Below are 19,644 nucleotides of genomic sequence, written 5' to 3'. Positions count from 1 at the left end.
GCCACCCGCCTTTCTCGTAAATCCACTAACCCTGTTGCGGTCGGGAACGCAGTTCCCGTCGGAGGATCTTCCCACTTGCCGTCTTCGGCAGGTCGGGCAGGATCTCCACCTGGCGCGGATATTTGTAGGCCGCCAGTCTCTCCTTGCAATAGAGGGCGAGATCGTCCGGGTCGGTTGCAGTTCCCGGGCGAAGACTGATGTAGGCCTTGACGGTCTCCCCGCGGTACCCGTCCGGCACCCCGACGACGGCCGCCTCGCGTACCGCCGGATGGGTGTACAGGACGTCCTCGACCTCGCGCGGCCAGACCTTGAAGCCGGACGCGTTGATCATGTCCTTCTTGCGGTCGACGACGTACAGCCAGCCCTGCGGGTCCATGAAGCCGATGTCCCCGGTGCGCAGTTCGCCGTCCGGGAAGGTCTCGGCGGTGGCCTCGGGCCGCCGCCAGTAACCGGGCACCACCTGAGGCCCGCGCACCGCGATCTCGCCCTGCTCGCCGAAGGGCACCTCGTGGCCCTCGTCGTCGATGATGCGGACGACCGTGTCGGGGCCGGGCACACCGACCGCGAGGGTCCCGGAGACCGGGTCGACGGGCGCCTCCAGCTCCGGCGGCACGGAGGCGCAGGGCGCGGTGCACTCGGTCAGCCCGTAGCCGTTGCGGATGTACGGCCCGAACCCGGCGCGGAACTTCTCCACCAGGGCCGGCGGCAGCGGCGCGCCACCGGAGGAGATGTTGACGAAGGAGGCGAAGTGCTCCGGGGTGACGTCCGGGTGGGCGGCCAGGGCCATGAAGGCGGTGGACGGGCCGACCGTGTACTGCGGGCGGTGCTCGGCGAACGTCTCCAGGACCAGGCCCGGCTCGAAGCGGTACGTCAGCACGAGCGTGCCCACGCTGGTCAGGCAGGCGCAGAGCTGGCAGACCATGCCGGTGATGTGGAAGAGGGGCGCCAGGGCGTAGTAGACCGGCGCGTCGGGCAGCGCGAGCCCGGTCCGCTGCCGCTCCGCGTTGTACATGATGTTGCCGTGCAGGTTGGTGGCGCCCTTGGGGGTGCCGCTGGTGCCCGAGGTGTAGCTGATCAACGCGATGTCCGAGGGCTCCGGGTCCCGTCCCTCGGGGGCCTTGCCGCCCCGCCGCGCGACGGCGACCAGGTCCTCGGCGTCGGCGGCCTGCGGCAGCCGCTCGAAGGTCAGCACGCGCGCGTCGTCCCGCGTCTGGAAGTCCAGCTCGCTCGCGGTGAGCACGATCCGCACCGGCGAGTCCGCGGCCGTGTCGCGCAGGTACGACTCCCAGGCCCGCTGCGAGCAGACCAGTGCGGCCACCTCGGCGTCCCGCAGGACGTGGGTGACCTCCCCCGACTTGTACATCGGGTTGACCGGCACGACGGTCGCGCCCGCCTTCCAGGCGCCGAGCAGCGCGAGTACGAAGTGCGGCGAGTTCTGCAGGATCACGGCCACCCGGTCGCCGCGCTCCAGGCCCCGCTCGGCGAGGTGCGCGGCGACCGAGTCGCTCAGCTCGTCGACCTCGCGGTAGGTGAGGCGGGCGTCGAAGTAGGTGAGGCAGGCGCGGTCGGGCGCCTCGGCCACGGCGGCCCGCAGGGCGTGCACCAGCGAGGCGGGCGGTTGGACCGGCCCGCGCTGGGCCTCGTTGAGCAGGCCCACCCACGGGCGGGCGGCATAGACGGACTCGGTCACCGACTCGCTCACCGGGTGGCCTCCCACTTCTGCTGGATGTGGTTCATGCTCGTCAGCCAGCGGTCCGGGTCGGCGGCCCGCGCCCGGTAGAAGTCGGCGACCTCGGGGTGCGGCAGGATCAGGAACCGGTCTTCCGCCATCCCCTTGAACAGCGCGTCGGCGACGGCCTCCGGCTCGATGGCGGTCGGCTGCAGCACGATGTCGCCGGCGCTGCCGGTGGCGGCCAGCATGTCGGTACGGACGCCCTGCGGGCAGATGGCGTGCACGTGCAGGCCCCGGTGCCGGTAGGTCAGCGACAGCCACTCGGCGAAGGCGTACGCGGCGTGCTTGGTGACGCTGTAGGGGGCGGCCCCGATCATGGTGAGCAGCCCGGCCGCGGAGACGGTCGACACGAACCGCCCGCTCCCCCGCTCCAGCCACTCCGGCACCAGTTCCTGCGCGGCCCGTACGTGCGCCATGACGTTGACGTCCCAGGCGGACTCCCACACGGCCGCGTCGGCCGCCTCGGACCCGCCCGACCCGAGCCCGGCGTTGGCGCAGTAGACGTCCACACTCCCGCCGAGGGCGTCCCGGGCGGCGCCGACGATGCCGGACGCGTCCCCCGGAAGGGCGATCCCGCCGATCTCCGCGGCGACCGCGGCCGCCTTGTCCCCGTCCAGATCGTTCACGACGACCCGGGCGCCCTCGGCGGCGAACCGCCGGGCGAGCGCGGCCCCGATGCCACCTCCCGCCCCGGTGACGACGACTCGGGCATCTTGCACGGCTCCCACCATCGGTCTCCTTCGACACGACGCGACCAGACTCGGCTCAGCACGGACACACTAACCGGTCGGTATGTTTGAGAAAAGGCCGACCGTCACACTCCCTAAGGGCGCAGGGCCACTGTCGGACATGCGGCGACCGCACACCTCCAGGGGGCGCGGGGAACTGCGCGACCAGCCCCATCCGGCCCGCGCCCGGACGACGACGGAGGCCCCCCATTGCACCCGTCCAGACGAAGTCTTCTCACCGCCGCCACGGCAACGGCAACGGCCGTGACAGCCCTGCCCACGGCCACCACGGCCGACGCCCACGGTCACCTCAGTACCGGTTTCGAGCGTCTCGCCGCCGACGGCTACACCCTCCTCGCCGCCCAGAAGGTCGGCGTCGTCACCAACCCCACCGGCATCACCCGGGACGCCCGCCACATCGTCGACGTCATGCACGCCGACCCCCGGGTCAGGCTGACGGCGGTCTTCGGCCCGGAGCACGGTTTCCGCGGCACCGCCCAGGCCGGCGGCTCCGAGGGCCGCCACGACGACCCGGCGACCGGCCTCCCCGTCTACGACACGTACCTCAAGAGCGGACAGCCCCTCGCCGACGTCTTCACCGCCTCCGGCGTGGACACCGTCGTCTTCGACATCCAGGACGTCGGCGCCCGCTTCTACACCTACATCTGGACGCTGTACGACTGCATGGAAGCCGCCCGGCTCGCCGGCAAGCGCTTCGTCGTCCTCGACCGGCCGAACCCGGTGACCGGCCGCACCGCCGAGGGCCCGGTCCTGCACCGGGAGTTCGCCAGTTTCGTCGGCAGGCAGCCGATCGCGCAGGCGCACGGGATGACGGTCGGCGAACTCGCGCGGCTGTTCAACGCGGAGTTCCTGGACCCGCCGGTCGCGCTGGACGTCGTACCGATGACGGGCTGGCGGCGCTCGCGCTTCTACGACGCGTACGGCCTGCCCTGGGTGCCGCCGAGTCCCAACATGCCCACCCCGGACACCGCCCTCGTCTACTCGGGGACCTGCCTCTTCGAGGGCACGAACCTGTCGGAGGGCCGCGGCACCACCCGTCCCTTCGAACTGCTCGGTGCGGAGGGCATCGACGCGCGCTGGGCGGCCGCGGCCAACGAACTCGCACTGCCCGGCGCGCGGTTCCGGGAGGCGTACTTCGCGCCCACCTTCTCCAAGTTCCAGGGCAGGACCGTCGGCGGGGTGCAGATCCATGTGCACGACCGGTCCGCCTACGAGCCCGTACGCACCGCGATCGCCCTCCTGGTCACCGCGAAGAAGGTGTGGAGCGGCTTCGCCTGGCGCGAGGACGACTGGATCGACAGGCTCACCGGGTCCGCGCGCGTGCGCACGATGACCGACGCCGGCGCGGGCCCGGACGAGATCGTCGGCGCCTGGCAGGACGAACTGGCCGCATTCCGCCGGGTCCGAAAGGAATTTCTCCTCTACAGGTGAGGCGCGTTGTATGGCCAAGCTTGCCCCGCGGCGGGACGATGCGCGCACATCGCACCTGTTCGGGGGACGAGGAGCCTGGTATGGCAGATCCTGGGATGAGTGTGGCTCCCTACTGGGAACTGACCTTCGACGCGGACGGGGACCCGGACGGCGCCGAACGCGACCGGCTGCTGGGCGAGATCGGCGGCCACGGCCTCCGTGACCTGATCGTCTTCGCGCACGGCTGGAACAACGACCGTTCGGGGGCGACCCGCCTGTACCGGCGGTTCTTCGCGCCCGTCCCGAAGCTCGCGCCGAAGGCGCGGATCGGGTACGCCGGGGTGATCTGGCCTTCGATGCGGTTCTGCGACGAGCCGATCCCCGACTTCCCCAAGTCGGTGGTGGCCACGGAGGCCGAGGAGGCGCAGGCGCCCGTCCTGGACAAGGACACCCGGCACGCGCTCCTGGAGACCTTCCCGGGGCGGGCCACCGTGGTCGACCAGATCGCGCGGATGCTGGACCAGCGGCCCGCGGACGAACTGGAGGAGTTCGGACGCCTTGTACGGGTGCTGGTCGAGGTCCTCCCCGGCGGCCCGCAGCCGCTGTTCGCGGCGGACACGCTCGCGGAGGGCGTCCCGCAGAGCGAGCCGGTGCTGTTCAACGGGGACATCACCAGCCTGTGCGAGGAGTTCGCGGCGGCGCTGGCCGCCCTGCGGGGCAGCGGCGACACGGCCGGGTTCACGGTGCCGAACCCCTGGGACGGCGCGAAGGAGCTGCTGCGGCAGGCGACGTACTACGCGATGAAGCGGCGCGCGGGGACCGTCGGGGAGCGGGGACTCGGGCGGGTGATCGGCCAGCTGGCCGCGGCGGCACCGGACCTGCGGGTGCACCTGGTGGGGCACAGCTTCGGCGGCCGGCTCGTGTCGTTCGCGTTGCGCGGGCTGCCCGACGGGGTGCGCACCGTGAAGTCCGTGACCCTGCTGCAAGGGGCGTTCTCGCACTACGCGTTCGCCGCCCGGCTGCCCCACGACCCGCGCGCCGGCGGTGTGCTCCAGGGACAGCAGAACCGGATCGACGGCCCGCTGGTGTGCTGCTACTCCCACTTCGACGAGTCGCTCGGCACGCTGTATCCGCTGGCCTCGCGGATGGCGGACGACTGCGAGTCGGCGCTGGGCGAGGACGTGGTGCGGATCCTGGGCGCCAGGTGGGGCGCGATGGGGCACGACGGGGTCCAGGAGGTGCCGGGCACCCGGTCGCTGGACCTGGCGGCGGCGCTGCGCGGCCCGCTCGCCGTGCCGGGCTGTGTGAACGTCGACGCGGCGGCGGTCGTGAAGCGGGGCGGCCCGCCGTCCGGGGCGCACAGCGACATCGTGCACCCCGAACTGGCGCGGGTGGTGCTGGCGGCGGGGCACATCGCGTGACCCCGCCGCCGTGGGGCGGCAGCCGACCGGTGATGGTCACACCGGCGTTCGGCTCACTGGCCTGCTGCTCACCGGCGTGCTGCTCACCGGTGTGCTGCTCACCGGTGTGACGTGAACTCGACGACCTGCTGGAAGGTCGGCCGGTTCTGCCAGCTGATGTTGTAGTGCTTGATGCCGCCCAGGGTGCGCTGCACGATCGAGTCGGCGCACCACTGGTCGCCCGCCGAGCACAGCGAGTCCCCGGGGTAGACGGTGGACGCGCTGGTGCCGGCCGCCGTCTTCAGGGTGCTGATGAGGATGTCCCGGCAGGAGCTGAGGCTGCCGCCGCCGCAGTACTGCTCGGCGAGCGGCCCCGACACGGTCTGCCCGAGCACCGACCGGATGTCCTTGTCGACATAACTCCACCAGCCGTACTGGAAGGAGCTGCCGGCATGCGCACCGGTCGGTCCGTGGGCGGCCGACGGGGTCTCGTCGATGTAGAGGTTGTTGGTGAACGCGGTGTACAGGGCGTCACCGAGGCCGGGCTGGAACTCGGCCTTCACCAGCAGCGGCCACCAGGCGTCCAGGATCCGGACGGCGTCGGCGTTGGCGTACGTCTTCGAGCCCGCCGAGGTCTCCGTTCTCTTGCCGCCCGCGGTCAGCCAGGTCTGGAGCTTGGTTACGGCCGCGGCGGCCGTGGAGTCGGTCACCGTACTGCTGTTGATCACCTTCAGCAGGTCCGGCAGGACGTCCTCGGCGCGCAGGTCGGTGAGCGACGCGTCTGCCATGGCCTTGACAAGCGAAGAGCGGGTGACGCCCCCGGCCGCGACGAGTTTCCTGACCCGGTCGTTCAGCAGGTTGCCGCGGTGGACCGAGCCGTCGCCCCAGCTCGCGGTCGTGTAGTTCAGCGCCTGTTTGTTGTTCCAGGAGATGTAGTAGTCCTGGTCGATCGACTGGGGGTGCTGGGCGGCCGGGGTGTAGTCGGCCGTGTTGGTGGCCGGGTCCCAGTTCTGCCACTCGTAGGCGGCCTGGCCCCAGACCGGGAACTCGGCGTCGACCCCGCTCGCCCGTACCGGGTTGTTGCCGCTGTTGTAGTACGCGGTGTGGGTGGAGTCGGCGTAGAACCAGTTGAACGTGTAGTTGATGTGCTGCACCGCGCTCTGGAAGGTCTGCGGGCTCTTCACGTAGTCGGGATCGTTGAGCATCTGGAAGCCGATGATCGAGTCGGCCTCGTGCATGTAGGAGGATCTCAGGGTGGTGTAGGCGACCTTCTTCCCGCCGACGGTGGCCCGGTACTCGACGGGGCCGTACTTGGTCTTCCAGACCTTCATGGTGTACGAACCGGCGGCCGTGCCGTCGGCCGTGGTGGGCTTCCAGGAGTTGGTCTGCTCGACCTCGTTCATGGCCGTGCAGGTGCCGTGGAACAGGTAGTGGTAGTCGTCCTGGCAGAGTTCGACCGCGTAGGAGTCGATGATGTCCTGCCCGGAGGTGGTGGCGGACCACGCGTAGTCCTGGCCGCGGCCCAGTTCGACGTACATGCTCAGGCCGGCGAAGGAGGCGCCGCGGGCGCTGATGCCCGGGCCCTGGATCTCCTGGAGCATGAGCAGCTGTGGCGCGAAGTAGCCGGTCTGCGGTCCGAAGACGGCGATGGGGTGACCGCTCGCGGTGTACTTGCCGCTGACGACGAGGGCGTTGGACATGCCGCGTCTGGCCGAGCTGAGCGCGGTCTTGGTCGCGGTCTCGGACGCGGCGGTGGCGTTCTGGTCGGCGCCGGTGCCGGTGGCGTTGTAGACCAGGGGTTCGGTGGTCACCGAGCCTGCGTCGGGCAGTGCCTCACCCTGCGGATTGTCCGGTTTGGTGCCGTACGGGAAGCTTTCGCCGTTGTGGACGGTGAGGACGGCCTCGGGATCGTTGCGCTCGCGGAACGACTCCCAGACCTTGGTGCCCTCCGTCACACCGTACTTCTCCTGGGCGGCGAGCAGCGATATGGCGTTGTTCACCTCGCCCCCGCCCCCGGAGCCGAACAGCGCGCCGATCACGGAGGCCAGCGCCACCAGGTCGGTGATCTTGAAGTGGTCGATCGTGCCGGCGTTGGTGATCGAGTCCTTGTGCCCGGTCAGCACGTACTCACCGGGGAAGTACCGGCCGCTGTCGGAGGCGTCGATGTAGGAGTTGATGCCGTCCAGGTAGGCGTTGGCGTCCGCGAGGGCCTGCTGGCCGCGGGCGCCGTTGTTGGCGACGGCGTTGTCGATCTGCGCCTGGAGGTCGGCCTCGGAGTAGGGGGCGTTGCGGTAGAACTCCTGCTCGAGGCCCTGGTTGGAGGCGGCGCCGCCGGCGAAGGTGGTGAGCTGGCCGCGGCCGACGTGCCGGAACACGTCCATGAGCCACAGCCGGTCCTCAGCAGCCGCATATCCGGCGCCGAACTCCGTGCCGTATCTGGTGGTACCGGTGATGTGCGGCACACCGGTCTTCTTGTCGCGGACGATGGTGACGTCGCTGCGGCCGGCCGGACTCTCGGTGGAGGCGACTTGATCGGAAGCGACCCCGAACGACGAGTCGTTGAAGAACGTGTTGATCTTCGCGTCGGTGAGGGTGGAGTAGCCCGTGGCCAGGCTGTTGTAGGTGCCCAGCTGGTCCTCGGCGTGGTCGGGCTCGGTGCCGAAGATCTGGTTGAGCAGGATCTGGGCGAGGGTGGCGTTGCCGTTCTCGCCGGGCGGCAGGATGTCGGAACACTGGCCGCCGCAGTAGTCGTTGGAGGCCGTGGCCGCCCCTGCCGGGGTCGCCGCGGCCAGCGGGGAGAGCAGCCCGGCGATGAGCACGCATACGGATGCGGCTTTCAGGAACCCGGGGAGCTTGCGGGGAGTTCTCAGTCTGTCGAACAACGCGTGATGTCTGGTGCGCCGTGGCATGGCAGCTCCTCACGACGGGGGTGGTGCCGGACGTTACCGCCGGTATCCCCGGGATTGAAGATGAACATGCGTCAAGTTTTGGAAGGGTCGCCCGCGTCGGCGGTGTCACCGGCGGTCGGTCAAGGCGGGCGGCCTTATGGACGGCATCGGAAATCGGATGGAGCCGATTCGAGTGTCGATACGTCTATACGGCAACGCCGCGCGGAGCCCGTGCGGCGACGCCGAAGTGACCGAAGTACAGCAGCAGGTGTGACGGAGGTGCAGGGCGATGGCCGGTTTCCGGAGTCTGGCGAGACAGGTGCGAGACCCACGGTGCGATCTGGCGCTACGGCGCTACTCACTGCGCAAGTGCCTGGAGCGGTTCGCTCCTTACGGGCACCGCGCGACCTGGGACCATCTCTGCTCGCGGGCCGGGTTCGGTCCCGAGGACCGGTCCCCCGATCCGGCGCGTCTCGTGGGCGCACTGGAGGAGCTGGAGGAGGCGCGGACGGTATGGCTCGGCTATGAGAGCGAGTTCGCCGAGCGCCGCAAGAAGGAGAAGCACGACGGGCTGCGCCGCCCGGGCAGCGTGGACGACTGGCACCGGCTGACCTGGGGCGGATTCGGAGTGGCCTGGTGCGACGACCCACGGGTCCATCCCGACGAACCACTCGCCGAGGTGCTGCGACGGCTGATCGCCGCCCTGGAGCGCGAGCCGGGCACGGTCTGCCCGGTGTGCGCAGGGGAGCGCCTCATCTGGAAGTACGACCTGGACCACGAGCCCTCCGCCGGTCCGGTCTGCGTGGACTGCGGGATCCTGGTGCCGCGTCCGGTGCTCACCCCCGAGGCCCTGGCCTACGCCAGGCGCGGGCGGCTTCTCATGTCGGCCTGACCACGTGGGGGTGCGCCGGGGATGCCGCACCCCCAACTGCCGAGCGGCCCCGGGGCGGGCAACCGCTCACGACGGCGCCATAGCAGCGGCTAATCCGCTGGTTCCACCCGTTTCCCGTCCGGAGAGTTGGGTCCGATGAAACCCAGCTGAGGAACCCCGCGGGTTCCCTCCGAGCGAGGAGCACCGATGTCGACGCTGCGCGTCACCGCCGAAGTGCTGACCGTCCACGAGCACCCCAACGCCGACGCGCTGGAGCTGGCCCAGGTGGGCCTCTACCGCGCGGTCGTCGCCAAGGGCGTGTACCGCACCGGCGAGACCGCCCTGTACATCCCCGAACAGGCCGTCCTGCCGGCCGGGCTGATCGAGGAGCTGGGGCTGACCGGGCGGCTGGCGGGAAGCAACGCGGACCGGGTCAGGGCGGTGCGGCTGCGCGGTGAGCTGTCGCAGGGCATCGTGTGCCGCCCGAAGGCGCTGGCCGGCGTCGACCTGGTGCGGGCGGCGGCGGAGGGCACCGACTTCGCGGAGACCCTCGGCATCACCAAGTGGGTGCCGCCGGTGCCGCCCACGATGGACGGGGACGTCGAGTCGGCCCCCGAGCTGCTGCCCTGGGTCGACATCGAGAACATCCAGCGCTACCCCGACATCTTCCAGCCCGGCGAGCCGGTGGTCCTCACCGAGAAGCTCCACGGTTCGGCGTGCCTGCTCACGTATGTCGCCGACGCGGACCGGGTCTACGTCTCCTCCAAGGGCTTCGGCGCGAAGTCCCTGGCCCTCAAGGAGGATCCGCGCAACCTCTACTGGCGGGCGGTGCGCGGCCACGGCGTCGCCGAGGCGGCCCGCCGACTCGCCGAACGGCTCGGCGCGCGCCGGGTCGGGATCTTCGGGGAGGTGTACGGGGCGGGGGTCCAGGACCTGACGTACGGGGCCGACGGGCGGCGGGAGTCGCTCGGGTACGCCGCGTTCGACGTGTCGGCCGAGTGCGACGGGGCGGTGCGGTGGCTGGACGCGGCGGAGTTCCTGGCGGGCGAACTGCCCCTGGTGCCGCGGCTGTTCGAGGGCGCGTACGACATCGAGCGGGTGCTGGAGGTCGCGAGCGGGCGGGAGACCGTGTCCGGGCGGGGGCTGCACCTGCGGGAGGGCGTGGTGATCCGTCCGGTGGTGGAGCGGTACAGCGCGGTGACCGGGGGGCGGGCGATCGCGAAGGCGGTGAGCGGGGCGTACCTGACGCGCAAAGGGGGGACCGAGTTCGAGTAGGTGCCCGGGGTGGGGGCAGGGGTGGGGACGCTCACCGGCGCCGGCGAGGTGCCTCCCCCAGCCTTCGGCCGGGGGACCCCCAGCCCCCACCCATGCCGCCCTGCGGCACGCCTGCCCGCAGCTATGTAGCTGACGCAACTGCAGCGCCCCATAAGGGGCGCTGGGGGTCCCCCCGGCCGAAGGCTGGGGGAGGAACTGCGCGACCATCCCCCACCGGCCCGCGGCCGAACTACGGCCGCCCTCGCTCCGGCAGCAGACGCGACCCCGCGCGCCGCTCGCCGAACGCGTCGTCCGGGTTGGACAGCACGCAACTGCTCAAGGACAGGCACCCGCAGCCGATGCAGTCGGTCAGGTGGTCGCGGAGCCGGTTCAGCTGCCTGATGCGCTCGTCCAGTTCCGCGCGCCAGGCCTCCGAGAGGCGGGCCCAGTCCTCCCTGGTCGGGGTGCGCTCCTCGGGGAGTTCCGAGAGGGCCTCGCGGATCGTCGCGAGGGGGATGCCGACGCGCTGCGCCGCCCGGACGAAGGCCACCCGGCGCAGGGTGTCGCGGGTGTAGCGACGCTGGTTGCCGGAGGTCCGCCGACTGCTGATGAGGCCCTTGGACTCGTAGAAGTGCAGCGCGGAGACGGCGGCGCCGCTGCGTGCGGACAACTGGCCCACGGTCAGCTCGTGGATCTTCTCGGGAATCTGCGGCACCTCGCAGAGCCTACCCACCGGTCGCGGGCCGTGGTCCGTTGACAGGGGACGCATACCCGACCATGCTAAGCAGTTGCTTAGACAATGCACGCGTGATCCGTGAGTGCGAGAGGGCCGGCGACATGGCAGAACCGAGGATCTTCACCTCCCCCGACGAGCTGAAGGCGGCCGTGGGCGAGCAGCTGGGCTGGACCGACTGGGTGGAGGTCGACCAGAAGCGGATCGACCTGTTCGCGGACGCGACCGGCGACCACCAGTGGATCCACGTCGACCCTGAGAAGGCGGCCGCCGGCCCGTTCGGCACGACGATCGCGCACGGCTATCTGACCCTGTCGCTGCTCCCGCTCTTCGGCCCCCAGCTGATCGCGGTCGAGGGCGTGAAGATGGGCGTGAACTACGGCACCAACAAGGTCCGCTTCCCGGCCCCCGTCCCGGTCGGCTCCCGGCTGCGCGCCACCGCGAAGATCACCGGCGTGGAGGACGTGACGGGCGGCGTCCAGGTGACGGTCGCCTTCAGCGTGGAGCGCGAGGGCGGCGACAAGCCGGTCTGCGTCGCGGAGTCGGTGTCCCGGTACTACCTCTGAGAACGCCGGACGCTACTTGGCCCCGACCATCCGCAGCACGAGGTCGGCGTAGAGCGCGCCGACCTCCTCGGGGGTCCGGGGGCCGTTCACGTTGAACCAGCGGGCGACGTCGATGCAGAGCGAGAGCACCGCGAGAGTGGTGCCGTGCACGTCGATGACGTCGAACTCGCCGGAGGCGAGGCCCTCCTGGATGATCCCGCGCACCTCGGCGTCGACCTGGCGGCGCAGGTCGAGGATCTCGGCGCGGGCGTCGGGGCCGAGCGCGTCGAGTTCGTACTGCACGACCCGGGCGGTGGTGCGCCGCCCGGCGTGCCAGCGGACGAAGGAGCTGACGGCGTCGGCGAGCCGCTCGGCGGCGGTGCCCTCGCGCCGGGCGGCCGTCTGGAGGATCTCCAGGGCCTTGTCGTGACCGATGCGGCTGATCCGGTGGAGCAGCTCTTCCTTGGTCTTGTAGTGGATGTAGAGCGCGGCGGGGCTCATGCCGGCCCGGCCCGCGATGTCGCGGGTGGTGGTGGCGTGGTAGCCGCGCTCGGCGAAGGCCTCGACGGCGGCGACCAGCAGGCGCCGGGCCGCGTCAGGGGTGACCTCTTCCCACGGCTCGACCTCGCCGCCGGTCGTCTCCTGCGCCGTACTCATCGCTCGCTCGCCCCTCTCGATACCGGAGCTCCACCATACCGCCCAGGCTGAGCGAGCGCTTAGTGTGCCCGCTCAGAGCTTTCCCCGGGCGGGCGCGGGCCTGGAGCCTCACTCAGGGCTTCTCTCAGGGCTTCTCCGAGCCTTCTCTCAGAGCTTCTCGAAGGGGTCGTGTTCGGCGAGCAGCTTCTCCAGCCTGGCCTGGTCGACGCGGCTGACGATCTGCCCGGCCTCCTGGCGGTCGCGGACGACCTTCGCGAGGGTGAAGGCGGAGGTGACGAGGTAGAGCACGGCGATGCCGAGGAAGCCGCGCACCCAGGCGTCGGCGTGCAGCCGGACGACGCCGATGGCGGTGGCCGTGAGGGCGAGGGCGAAGGAGGCGACGGCCTGGCCGTAGAAGGCGGCCGTGTTCTGGTGTCTGACCGGTGTGTCACTCATGGTCAGAGCATCGCCGGACGTGGCCCGCGGCACATCCGTCCGGATACTCCCCGGCACTCCCCCGATACTCCGCGGATACTCAGTCCGGACTCCCCGGATACTCAGGCCGGATACTCAGGGACGTACTCAGAACGCCGAGACGCCCGTCAGCGCCCGCCCGATGAGCAGTTTCTGGATCTGGCTGGTGCCCTCGTAGAGCGTCATCACGCGGGCGTCGCGCAGCAGTTTGCCCGCCGGGTACTCGTCGATGTAGCCGTAGCCGCCGAAGACCTGGAGGGCGTTGTTGGCGGCCCGCACGGCGGCCTCGGAGGCGAAGAGCTTGGCCTTGGAGGACTCGGTGGCGAACGGCAGCCCTCGGTCGATCAGATCGGCGACCCGCCAGGTCAGCAGCCGGGCCGCGTCCACGTCGACGGCGATGTCGCTGATGAGCTCCTGGACGAGCTGGTGCCCGGCGATCGGCGTGCCGAACTGCTCGCGTTCCCCCGCGTACCGCACGGCCGCGTCCAGCGCTGCCTGCGCTATCCCGACGCAGCCGGCGGCGACCGACATCCGCCCCTTGGCGAGCGCCGACATAGCGACCGAGAAGCCCTTGCCCTCGGGGCCGAGCATCGCCGAGGCGGGGACCCGGACGTCCTCCAGGACGAGTTCGGCGGTGGCCTGGCCGCGCAGGCCGAGCTTGCCGTGCAGGGGGCGGCGGGTGAGGCCGGGGGTGTCGGCCGGCACCAGGAAGGCGGAGACGCCCTTGTGGCCGGGTGCGTCGGTGGAGCGGGCGAAGAGGAGGACGACGTCGGCCCAGGTGCCGTTGGTGATGAACATCTTGGTGCCGTTGACGACGTAGTGGTCGCCGTCGCGAACGGCACGGGTGGTGAGGTTGCCCGCGTCGGAGCCGGTGCCGGGTTCGGTGAGGCCGAAGCAGCCGACGTACGAGCCGGAGGTGAGCCCCGGCAGCCAGCGCCGTTTCTGGTCCTCGGTGCCCCAGGCGGCGACGGTCTTGGCGACCAGCCCCAGGGAGACGGACACGATTCCGCGGACCGAGGAGTCCCCGCGGCCCAGTTCCTCCGTCACCAGGCAGTACGCGAGGTGGTCGCCGCCCGAGCCGCCGTACTCCTCGTCGACGGTCAGGCCCAGGAAGCCGACCTCGCCGAGCTTCTTCACGATCCCCCGGTCGACCTCCTCGGCACGGTCCCAGGCGATCACGTTCGGGGTGATCTCGCGGTCGACGAAGTCCCGGGCGAGCCGCCGTACGGCGGTCTGCTCCTCGCTGAGCCCCAGGTTCACCATGCGATCATCCTTTAAATTAGCACTGCTAGTTTCTTTCTCCGGCCCTACTATGTGCGCCATGGCCCGACCGCGCAAGCCCCTCCTCAGCACCGACCGGATCGTCCGGGCGGCCCGGGAACTCGTGGACGCGGAGGGTCTGGCGGCCGTCTCCACCCGTCGGCTCGCGGCCGAGCTGGGGGTGAGCGGGCCCTCGCTGTACAACCACTTCCGCACCAAGGACGAGATCCTGGAGGCGGTCGCGGACTCGGTCAGCGCGCAGGTCGACCTGTCGATGTTCGAAGACCTCGGGCCCGACGCCGGGCGGGACTGGCGGACCGCGCTGCACGACTGGGCGGTGTCCTACCGGGCGGCGCTGCGCGACCACCCGAACATCGTCCCGGTGCTGGCCCGGGGCCCCGGCCGCCGCCCGGCCGGGCTGCGGCTCGCCGACGTGGTGTACGGCGCGATGGTGGACGCGGGGTGGCCGGCGGCGCAGGCGACGTCGATCGGGGCGCTGATGCGGTACTTCATCATGGGGTCGGCGCTGGGGTCGTTCGCCGGGGGGTTCGTGGGCGACGCGAGCGCCTACGATCCGGCCGACTATCCGCATCTGGGACAGGCGCACCTGCTGGCGGATCAGCAGGAGAAGATCGACGAGCGGGCGTTCGAGACGGGGTTGCGGGCGTTGCTGGATGGATTGCAGGAGCAATTTGCGCGAGTACGGGAGATCGCGTAGGGGTGGTTCGGCCGATCGTCGACCGCGGGCCGGTGGGGGCTGGTCGCGCAGTTTCCTCCCCCAGCCTTCGGCCGGGAGACCCCCAGCGCCCCCGACGGGGCGCCGCAGTCACCGCGTCTCCCAGCCGCTGGCGGCGTCGCAGCTGCCCAGCCGCGGGCAGTCGTGCCGCTGGGGCGGCACGGGTGGGCGCGGCGGTCCCCTGTCAGCGCCGGTAAGGGTCCCCACCCCGGCCGCACCCACCCGTCCGAAATCCGCCAGCCCCGGCCGCTCCCACTCCCTACCCTCGACCGTATGAAGAAGCCCGACCACCGTCTCCTCCCCGTCGCCGCGGCTGCCGTCACCGTCGTGCTGTGGGCGTCGGCCTTCGTGTCGATCCGCAGTGCGGGCGGCTCCTACTCCCCCGGCGCGCTCGCTCTGGGCCGGCTGCTCTCCGGGTCGCTCGTGCTCGGGCTCCTGTGTCTCGTACGGCGCGAAGGACTGCCGCCCAGGTCCGCCTGGCGCGGGATCGCGATATCCGGGGCCCTTTGGTTCGGCTTCTACAGCGTCGTGCTGAACTGGGGCGAACAGCAGGTGGACGCGGGCACCGCGGCCCTCGTCGTGAACATCGGCCCGATCCTGATCGCCCTGCTCGGCGCCCGGCTGCTCGGCGACCCGATGCCGCCCCGGCTGCTCGCGGGGATGGCCGTGTCGTTCGCGGGCGCGGTGACCGTCGGCCTGTCGATGTCGGGCGAGGGCGGTTCCTCGGTGCTCGGCGTGGTGCTGTGCCTGCTGGCGGCCGTCGCGTACGCCGGCGGCGTGGTCGCGCAGAAACCGGCGCTCGGGCGGGCGAGCGCGCTCCAGGTGACGACGTTCGGATGCCTGATCGGCGCCGTCCTGTGCCTGCCGTTCACCGGGCAGCTCGTCGGCGAGGCGGCCGACGCCCCGCTCACCGCGACCCTCAACATGCTGTACCTGGGCGTGTTCCCGCTCGCCCTGGCGTTCACCACCTGGGCGTACGCGCTCGCCCGTACGACGGCCAGCCGGATGGGCGCGACCACCTACGCGGTGCCCGCGCTGGTCGTCCTGATGTCGTGGCTGGCGCTCGGGGAGGTGCCCGGTGCGCTGACGCTCGCGGGCGGGGTGCTGTGCCTGGCCGGTGTCGCGGTGTCGCGGTCGCGGGTGCGGACCTCCCGGGTCGTGGCCGCCGCGCAGGAGACCCGGCCCGAGGAGATCCAGAAGCCCGCGTGACGGCACCCGCCCGGAGCGCGGCCGCTCAGAACACCACCAGCGCCCGGCCGCCCTTGCCCGCCAGCATGTTCTCGAAGGCGACCGGGATGTCCTCCAGCGCGATCCGCTCCGTCACCAGCGCGGACAGGTCCAGGCGGCCCGCCCGGACGTGCTCGGCGAGCAGCGGCAGGTCACGGGCCGGGTCCGAGTTGCCGTAGACGCAGCCGGAGAGGGTGCGGCCCCAGTGGAAGAGCTCCAGCGCGTCGAAGGTGACCTGTTCGGTCCTGGCGCCGATGCCGACCACCGTCGTACGGCCGCCCCTGCGGGTGGACTCCCAGGCCGCGCGGATGCTGACGGCGCGGCCGACGCACTCCACAGCGACGTCGACGCCCTGCTTGCCGGTGAGGGCGCGGATCGCGCGGGGCGTGGTGTCGGAGGCGACGACGTAGTCGGTGGCGCCCGCGGCCCGCGCCAGTTCCTCCTTCTCCTGCGAGACGTCCACCGCGATGATCCGGGAGGCGCCTGCGATCCGGGCCGCCTGGACGGTGGCCAGGCCCACCCCGCCGACGCCGAACACCGCCACCGTCTCGCCCTCGCGGACGCGTGCCGAGTGGTGGACGGCGCCGTAACCGGTGAGGACCGCACAGCCGAGGAGGGCCGCGTCGGTGAGCGGGATGCCGGCGGGGAGCGGCAGGACGCAGGACTCGGCGACCACGGTCTCCTCGGCGAAGGCCGCCACGTTCAGGCCGGGGTGCAGTTCGGTGCCGTCCGCCGTACGGGCGTACACGTCGGCGGAGCCGTTCAGCGCGTTGGCGCAGAGCCAGACCTCGCCCAGCGCGCAGGCGTGGCAGCTGCCGCAGGAGGGCGCCCAGTTGAGGACCACCGGGTCGCCGGGTGCGAGACGGGTGACGTCCTCGCCGACGGCCACCACGGTGCCCGCGCCCTCGTGGCCGAGGACCGCCGGGACCGGCACCCGCATGGTGCCGTCGGAGAGGGAGAGGTCGGAGTGGCAGACACCGGCGGCGGCGAGCCGGACCCGGACCTGGCCGGGGCCGGGGTCCGGGAGTTCGATCGCGGTGACCGACAGCGGGGCGCCCACGGCGGGCAGTACGGCGGCTCGGACCGTGAATGTCATCGCAGCGGCCTCCTCAGAACTGCAGGGACTTGGTCTGGAGGTACTCGGCGAGACCGTGCGCGCCCAGCTCCCGGCCGACACCCGACTGCTTGTAACCGCCGAACGGGGCGAGGGGGTTGAAGCGGCCGCCGTTGATGTCGACCTGACCGGTGTCCATGCGCCGGGCGAAGGCCACCGCCTCCGCCTCGTCCCCGGCCCAGACGGCGCCGGCGAGCCCGTAGACCGTGCCGTTGGCGATGCGCAGGGCGTCGTCCTCGTCGGTGTATCGCAGGATCGACAGGACCGGGCCGAAGATCTCCTCCTGCGCGACGGTCATCTCGGGGGTGACGTCGGCGAAGACGGTCGGGCTGACGAAGTAGCCCTGCTCGTGCGGGGATTCGGGGCCGCCGGCGACGAGCCGGGCGCCCTCCGCGATGCCCTTCTCGATGTAACCCCGCACGCGGGCCTGCTGCTTGGCGCTGACGACCGGTCCGATCCGGTCGCCGTACTTGGCGGCCGCGGCGGCCGCCAGCTCCACCGCCTCCTCGTACCGGTCGGTGTGCACCAGCATCCGGGTCCAGGCACTGCACGTCTGCCCGGAGTTGGACATCACGTTGGCCACGCCGACGTTGACGGCCCTGGCCAGGTCGGCGCTCGGGAGGATGACGTTCGCGGACTTGCCGCCCAGTTCGAGGGCGACCTTCTTGACAGCGGCCCCGGCGGTCGCGCCGATCTGCCGGCCGACCGCCGTGGAGCCGGTGAAGGAGACCAGGTCGACGTCCGGGTGCTCGGCGAGGGCCTGCCCGGCGACCGGGCCGAGGCCGGTGACCAGGTTGAACACGCCTGCCGGGAAGCCCGCTTCGTGCACCGCCTCCGCGAACAGCTGGGCGGTGAGCGGGGTGTTCTCGGCGGGCTTCAGCACGACCGAGCAGCCCGCGGCGAGCGCCGGGGCGACCTTGGCGACGATCTGGTGCAGCGGGTAGTTCCAGGGCGTGATCGCGCCGACCACGCCCACCGGCTCCTGGTAGACGGTGGAGTTGCCGACCTTCTCCTCGAAGGGGTGGATGGCCGCCAGGTCGGCGTACGAGCCGGCGACCGCGATCGGCACGCCCGCGTGCACCGCCTGGGAGAACTGCAGCGGTGCGCCCAGTTCGGCGGTGACCGTCTCGGCGATCTCGTCCTTCCGGGCCGCGAGTGCGTCGCGCAGCGCGCCGAGCCGGGCGGCCCGCTCGGCGGGCGGGGTCGCGGCCCAGACCGGGAGGGCGGCACGGGCGGCGCGTACGGCGGTGTCGACGTCCAGCGCGCCGCCCGCCGGGACCCGGCCGACGACCTGCTCGTCGACCGGGTTCACGACCTCGATCACGTCCCGGCTCTCGGCGGCGCGCCAGGCGCCGTCGATGTACAGGCCGTCGTGTGCCTTCATGCTGCTTCCTCCCGGCGGGGCTGCGTCGTCCGAGTCACAAACTAGCGGCGATAGTTTTAGCGCGCCAGACGTGCCCGGTGACCAGCTTGGGAACCATCAGAAGTCGACCTGGGCGTGTTCGTCCACCCGGCCCACGCTCTCCTGGGCGAAGGACTTCTCGTAGGCCCGCCGGATCTCCTCGATCTTCCGGTCGCTGCTCTTCGCCGCCGCCTCCGGATACAGCAGGACCAGCACGTACGACCGCTCCTTCTCGATCGCCCCGCGCGCGTCCCGCCACTGCCCGCGCCCGCTCTGCACGGTGAGCCCGTCGGGGAAGTCCGGGGTGACCTCCCTGTCGACGAAGGCCGTGAACTGCCTGTCGGTGACGGCGGGTCCGCCGTCCGGGCGGGCGGTGCCGAAGAGCAGCCGGGTCTCGATGTACGGCTTGCCACGCGCCGGTACGGCGGAGGGGTGGTCGGCGCCCAGTGCCGTGTACGCGGCCGGAGTGCCGGCGAGCAGGATCCCGGCCACCGCGAGGGCCGACCGGTTGCGGAGGTATGGGGTGCGCATGCCCCCTTCCTAGAGGGATCGCCCCTTCCAGGTCCGCGCTTCCGGTGGGAGTTCACCCGTCCAGGTCGAACCGCGGCGCCCCGCCGGTCACTTCGTCGCGGTCAGGTGGGCGAAGACCACCACGTTGCTGGTGTAGCCGGTCCGCCGGCTGAAGAGGCCGCCGCAGGTGATCACGCGGAGTTCGGGGCGCCGGGTCGGGCCGTACACCTCCTTGTCGGGGAAGCCGGCCTTGTCGTAGACCTTCACCCGGTCCACGGTGTAGACGGCGGTACGGCCGTCCGCGCGCCCGGCCTCGATCCGCTTGCCGGGCTTGACCTGCGCGAGTGCCGCGAAGACGGCCGGTCCCGTCCTGGTGTCGCGGTGGCCGACGGCGATCGCGAGGCCGGACTCGCCCGGTGTGGCGCCGCCCTGGAACCAGCCGATCAGCTTCGGGTCGTCGACCGGCGGTGTCTCCAGCTGCCGGCCCCGGTCGAGGCGGACCCCGATGACCGGCGCGTCGACACCCAGGAACGGGATGCGCATCGACGTCGGCCGGGACCGGGGCAGCGGGCGGGGCGGGGGCCCGGGGGGGGGGGGGGGGGGGGGCGGGCCGGGGGGAGGGTACCCCGTTGGTGGGCCACACTACCTCTCCCCCCCCCCACCCCCCACCCCCAACAAGAAAGAACACCGGAGGCCCCGTTTC

The 19,644-nt window shown here is 71.6% G+C and carries 18 protein-coding genes; 7 read left to right on the top strand and 11 right to left on the bottom strand.

Annotated features, from left to right (window positions below; all coding sequences use genetic code 11):
• Nucleotides 1–25 precede the first annotated feature (25 nt).
• Together ACZ63F_RS33885 and ACZ63F_RS33880 are read right to left on the bottom strand one after the other, a co-directional pair.
• Entirely contained in the window at nt 26–1,690 is a 1,665-nt protein-coding gene (locus ACZ63F_RS33885) for a class I adenylate-forming enzyme family protein (RefSeq protein ID WP_469717149.1), read from the bottom strand.
• A gap of 8 nt (nt 1,691–1,698) precedes the next feature.
• Nucleotides 1,699–2,463, bottom strand: coding sequence for an SDR family oxidoreductase (locus ACZ63F_RS33880; RefSeq protein ID WP_469717012.1), 765 nt, complete (start codon nt 2,461–2,463; stop codon nt 1,699–1,701).
• Between the two features lie 207 nt (nt 2,464–2,670).
• Between ACZ63F_RS33880 and ACZ63F_RS33875 the strand changes: the two genes are divergently transcribed.
• Both ACZ63F_RS33875 and ACZ63F_RS33870 read left to right on the top strand, forming a co-directional pair.
• The gene (locus tag ACZ63F_RS33875) at nt 2,671–3,912 is read left to right on the top strand and encodes an exo-beta-N-acetylmuramidase NamZ family protein (protein WP_469717010.1); all 1,242 of its coding nucleotides are present in this window, start codon (nt 2,671–2,673) and stop codon (nt 3,910–3,912) included.
• An 80-nt stretch (nt 3,913–3,992) separates the two neighbouring features.
• Complete coding sequence (locus tag ACZ63F_RS33870) at nt 3,993–5,312, top strand: serine-threonine protein kinase (protein ID WP_469717008.1); 1,320 nt, start codon at nt 3,993–3,995, stop codon at nt 5,310–5,312.
• Between the two features lie 98 nt (nt 5,313–5,410).
• On the opposite strand, the gene ACZ63F_RS33865 is transcribed toward ACZ63F_RS33870, so the two are convergent.
• Nucleotides 5,411–8,200, bottom strand: a complete 2,790-nt coding sequence (locus tag ACZ63F_RS33865; RefSeq protein ID WP_469717006.1) for a penicillin acylase family protein — start codon at nt 8,198–8,200, stop codon at nt 5,411–5,413.
• Between the two features lie 268 nt (nt 8,201–8,468).
• Here ACZ63F_RS33865 and ACZ63F_RS33860 point away from each other — a divergent pair, with 268 nt between their 5' ends.
• Entirely contained in the window at nt 8,469–9,071 is a 603-nt protein-coding gene (locus tag ACZ63F_RS33860) for a hypothetical protein (RefSeq protein WP_352362231.1), read from the top strand.
• Between the two features lie 186 nt (nt 9,072–9,257).
• A complete protein-coding gene (locus ACZ63F_RS33855) occupies nt 9,258–10,325 on the top strand; it encodes an RNA ligase (ATP) (RefSeq protein WP_469717003.1) in 1,068 nt (355 codons plus the stop codon).
• Nucleotides 10,326–10,554: 229 nt separating this feature from the next.
• Here ACZ63F_RS33855 and soxR read toward each other — a convergent pair whose 3' ends face one another.
• Complete coding sequence (gene soxR / locus ACZ63F_RS33850) at nt 10,555–11,019, bottom strand: redox-sensitive transcriptional activator SoxR (protein WP_352362227.1); 465 nt, start codon at nt 11,017–11,019, stop codon at nt 10,555–10,557.
• 122 nt (nt 11,020–11,141) lie between these two features.
• On the opposite strand from soxR, the gene ACZ63F_RS33845 reads away from it, so the two are divergent.
• On the top strand, nt 11,142–11,603 hold the full coding sequence (locus tag ACZ63F_RS33845; protein ID WP_093504979.1) for a MaoC family dehydratase: 462 nt from the start codon (nt 11,142–11,144) through the stop codon (nt 11,601–11,603).
• A gap of 12 nt (nt 11,604–11,615) precedes the next feature.
• Here the strand turns inward: ACZ63F_RS33845 and ACZ63F_RS33840 are convergent, their stop codons facing one another.
• From ACZ63F_RS33840 to ACZ63F_RS33830, 3 genes are all read right to left on the bottom strand, one after another.
• Nucleotides 11,616–12,239 (bottom strand): TetR/AcrR family transcriptional regulator, encoded by a 624-nt coding sequence (locus ACZ63F_RS33840; RefSeq protein WP_351958974.1) that lies wholly within the window; start codon nt 12,237–12,239, stop codon nt 11,616–11,618.
• A gap of 147 nt (nt 12,240–12,386) precedes the next feature.
• On the bottom strand, nt 12,387–12,674 hold the full coding sequence (locus ACZ63F_RS33835) for a YiaA/YiaB family inner membrane protein (RefSeq protein WP_469716999.1): 288 nt from the start codon (nt 12,672–12,674) through the stop codon (nt 12,387–12,389).
• A gap of 126 nt (nt 12,675–12,800) precedes the next feature.
• Nucleotides 12,801–13,952 (bottom strand): acyl-CoA dehydrogenase family protein, encoded by a 1,152-nt coding sequence (locus tag ACZ63F_RS33830; RefSeq protein WP_469717147.1) that lies wholly within the window; start codon nt 13,950–13,952, stop codon nt 12,801–12,803.
• A gap of 61 nt (nt 13,953–14,013) precedes the next feature.
• On the opposite strand from ACZ63F_RS33830, the gene ACZ63F_RS33825 reads away from it, so the two are divergent.
• Nucleotides 14,014–14,670, top strand: a complete 657-nt coding sequence (locus ACZ63F_RS33825) for a TetR/AcrR family transcriptional regulator (RefSeq protein WP_469716997.1) — start codon at nt 14,014–14,016, stop codon at nt 14,668–14,670.
• A 291-nt stretch (nt 14,671–14,961) separates the two neighbouring features.
• Nucleotides 14,962–15,897, top strand: coding sequence for a DMT family transporter (locus tag ACZ63F_RS33820; protein WP_469716995.1), 936 nt, complete (start codon nt 14,962–14,964; stop codon nt 15,895–15,897).
• A gap of 25 nt (nt 15,898–15,922) precedes the next feature.
• Here the strand turns inward: ACZ63F_RS33820 and ACZ63F_RS33815 are convergent, their stop codons facing one another.
• The 4 genes from ACZ63F_RS33815 to ACZ63F_RS33800 all read right to left on the bottom strand — a co-directional run bounded on the left by ACZ63F_RS33815 (nt 15,923) and on the right by ACZ63F_RS33800 (nt 19,484).
• Nucleotides 15,923–17,011, bottom strand: coding sequence for a Zn-dependent alcohol dehydrogenase (locus ACZ63F_RS33815; RefSeq protein ID WP_469716993.1), 1,089 nt, complete (start codon nt 17,009–17,011; stop codon nt 15,923–15,925).
• 13 nt (nt 17,012–17,024) lie between these two features.
• Nucleotides 17,025–18,413, bottom strand: a complete 1,389-nt coding sequence (locus tag ACZ63F_RS33810; protein WP_469716991.1) for an aldehyde dehydrogenase family protein — start codon at nt 18,411–18,413, stop codon at nt 17,025–17,027.
• 96 nt (nt 18,414–18,509) lie between these two features.
• Nucleotides 18,510–18,962: a DUF3574 domain-containing protein gene (locus tag ACZ63F_RS33805; protein ID WP_469716989.1), complete on the bottom strand. Its 453-nt coding sequence runs from the start codon at nt 18,960–18,962 to the stop codon at nt 18,510–18,512.
• 87 nt (nt 18,963–19,049) lie between these two features.
• Entirely contained in the window at nt 19,050–19,484 is a 435-nt protein-coding gene (locus ACZ63F_RS33800) for a class F sortase (protein ID WP_469716987.1), read from the bottom strand.
• Between the last annotated feature and the right edge of the window lie 160 nt (nt 19,485–19,644).

Source organism: Streptomyces sp. NPDC104761 (assembly GCF_055583445.1).
This window is presented reverse-complemented; position numbering and strand designations above follow the sequence as displayed.

Bases quoted from the DNA above. Each gene is read 5' to 3' on its own strand.
- ACZ63F_RS33825 (WP_469716997.1), top strand. From the start codon at position 14,014: ATGGCCCGACCGCGCAAGCCCCTCCTCAGCACCGACCGGATCGTCCGG.
- ACZ63F_RS33845 (WP_093504979.1), top strand. From the start codon at position 11,142: ATGGCAGAACCGAGGATCTTCACCTCCCCCGACGAGCTGAAGGCGGCC.
- ACZ63F_RS33860 (WP_352362231.1), top strand. From the start codon at position 8,469: ATGGCCGGTTTCCGGAGTCTGGCGAGACAGGTGCGAGACCCACGGTGC.
- ACZ63F_RS33855 (WP_469717003.1), top strand. From the start codon at position 9,258: ATGTCGACGCTGCGCGTCACCGCCGAAGTGCTGACCGTCCACGAGCAC.
- ACZ63F_RS33805 (WP_469716989.1), bottom strand. From the start codon at position 18,962: ATGCGCACCCCATACCTCCGCAACCGGTCGGCCCTCGCGGTGGCCGGG.
- ACZ63F_RS33870 (WP_469717008.1), top strand. From the start codon at position 3,993: ATGGCAGATCCTGGGATGAGTGTGGCTCCCTACTGGGAACTGACCTTC.
- ACZ63F_RS33835 (WP_469716999.1), bottom strand. From the start codon at position 12,674: ATGAGTGACACACCGGTCAGACACCAGAACACGGCCGCCTTCTACGGC.
- ACZ63F_RS33810 (WP_469716991.1), bottom strand. From the start codon at position 18,413: ATGAAGGCACACGACGGCCTGTACATCGACGGCGCCTGGCGCGCCGCC.
- ACZ63F_RS33840 (WP_351958974.1), bottom strand. From the start codon at position 12,239: ATGAGTACGGCGCAGGAGACGACCGGCGGCGAGGTCGAGCCGTGGGAA.
- ACZ63F_RS33800 (WP_469716987.1), bottom strand. From the start codon at position 19,484: ATGCGCATCCCGTTCCTGGGTGTCGACGCGCCGGTCATCGGGGTCCGC.
- ACZ63F_RS33820 (WP_469716995.1), top strand. From the start codon at position 14,962: ATGAAGAAGCCCGACCACCGTCTCCTCCCCGTCGCCGCGGCTGCCGTC.
- ACZ63F_RS33815 (WP_469716993.1), bottom strand. From the start codon at position 17,011: ATGACATTCACGGTCCGAGCCGCCGTACTGCCCGCCGTGGGCGCCCCG.
- ACZ63F_RS33865 (WP_469717006.1), bottom strand. From the start codon at position 8,200: ATGCCACGGCGCACCAGACATCACGCGTTGTTCGACAGACTGAGAACT.
- ACZ63F_RS33880 (WP_469717012.1), bottom strand. From the start codon at position 2,463: ATGGTGGGAGCCGTGCAAGATGCCCGAGTCGTCGTCACCGGGGCGGGA.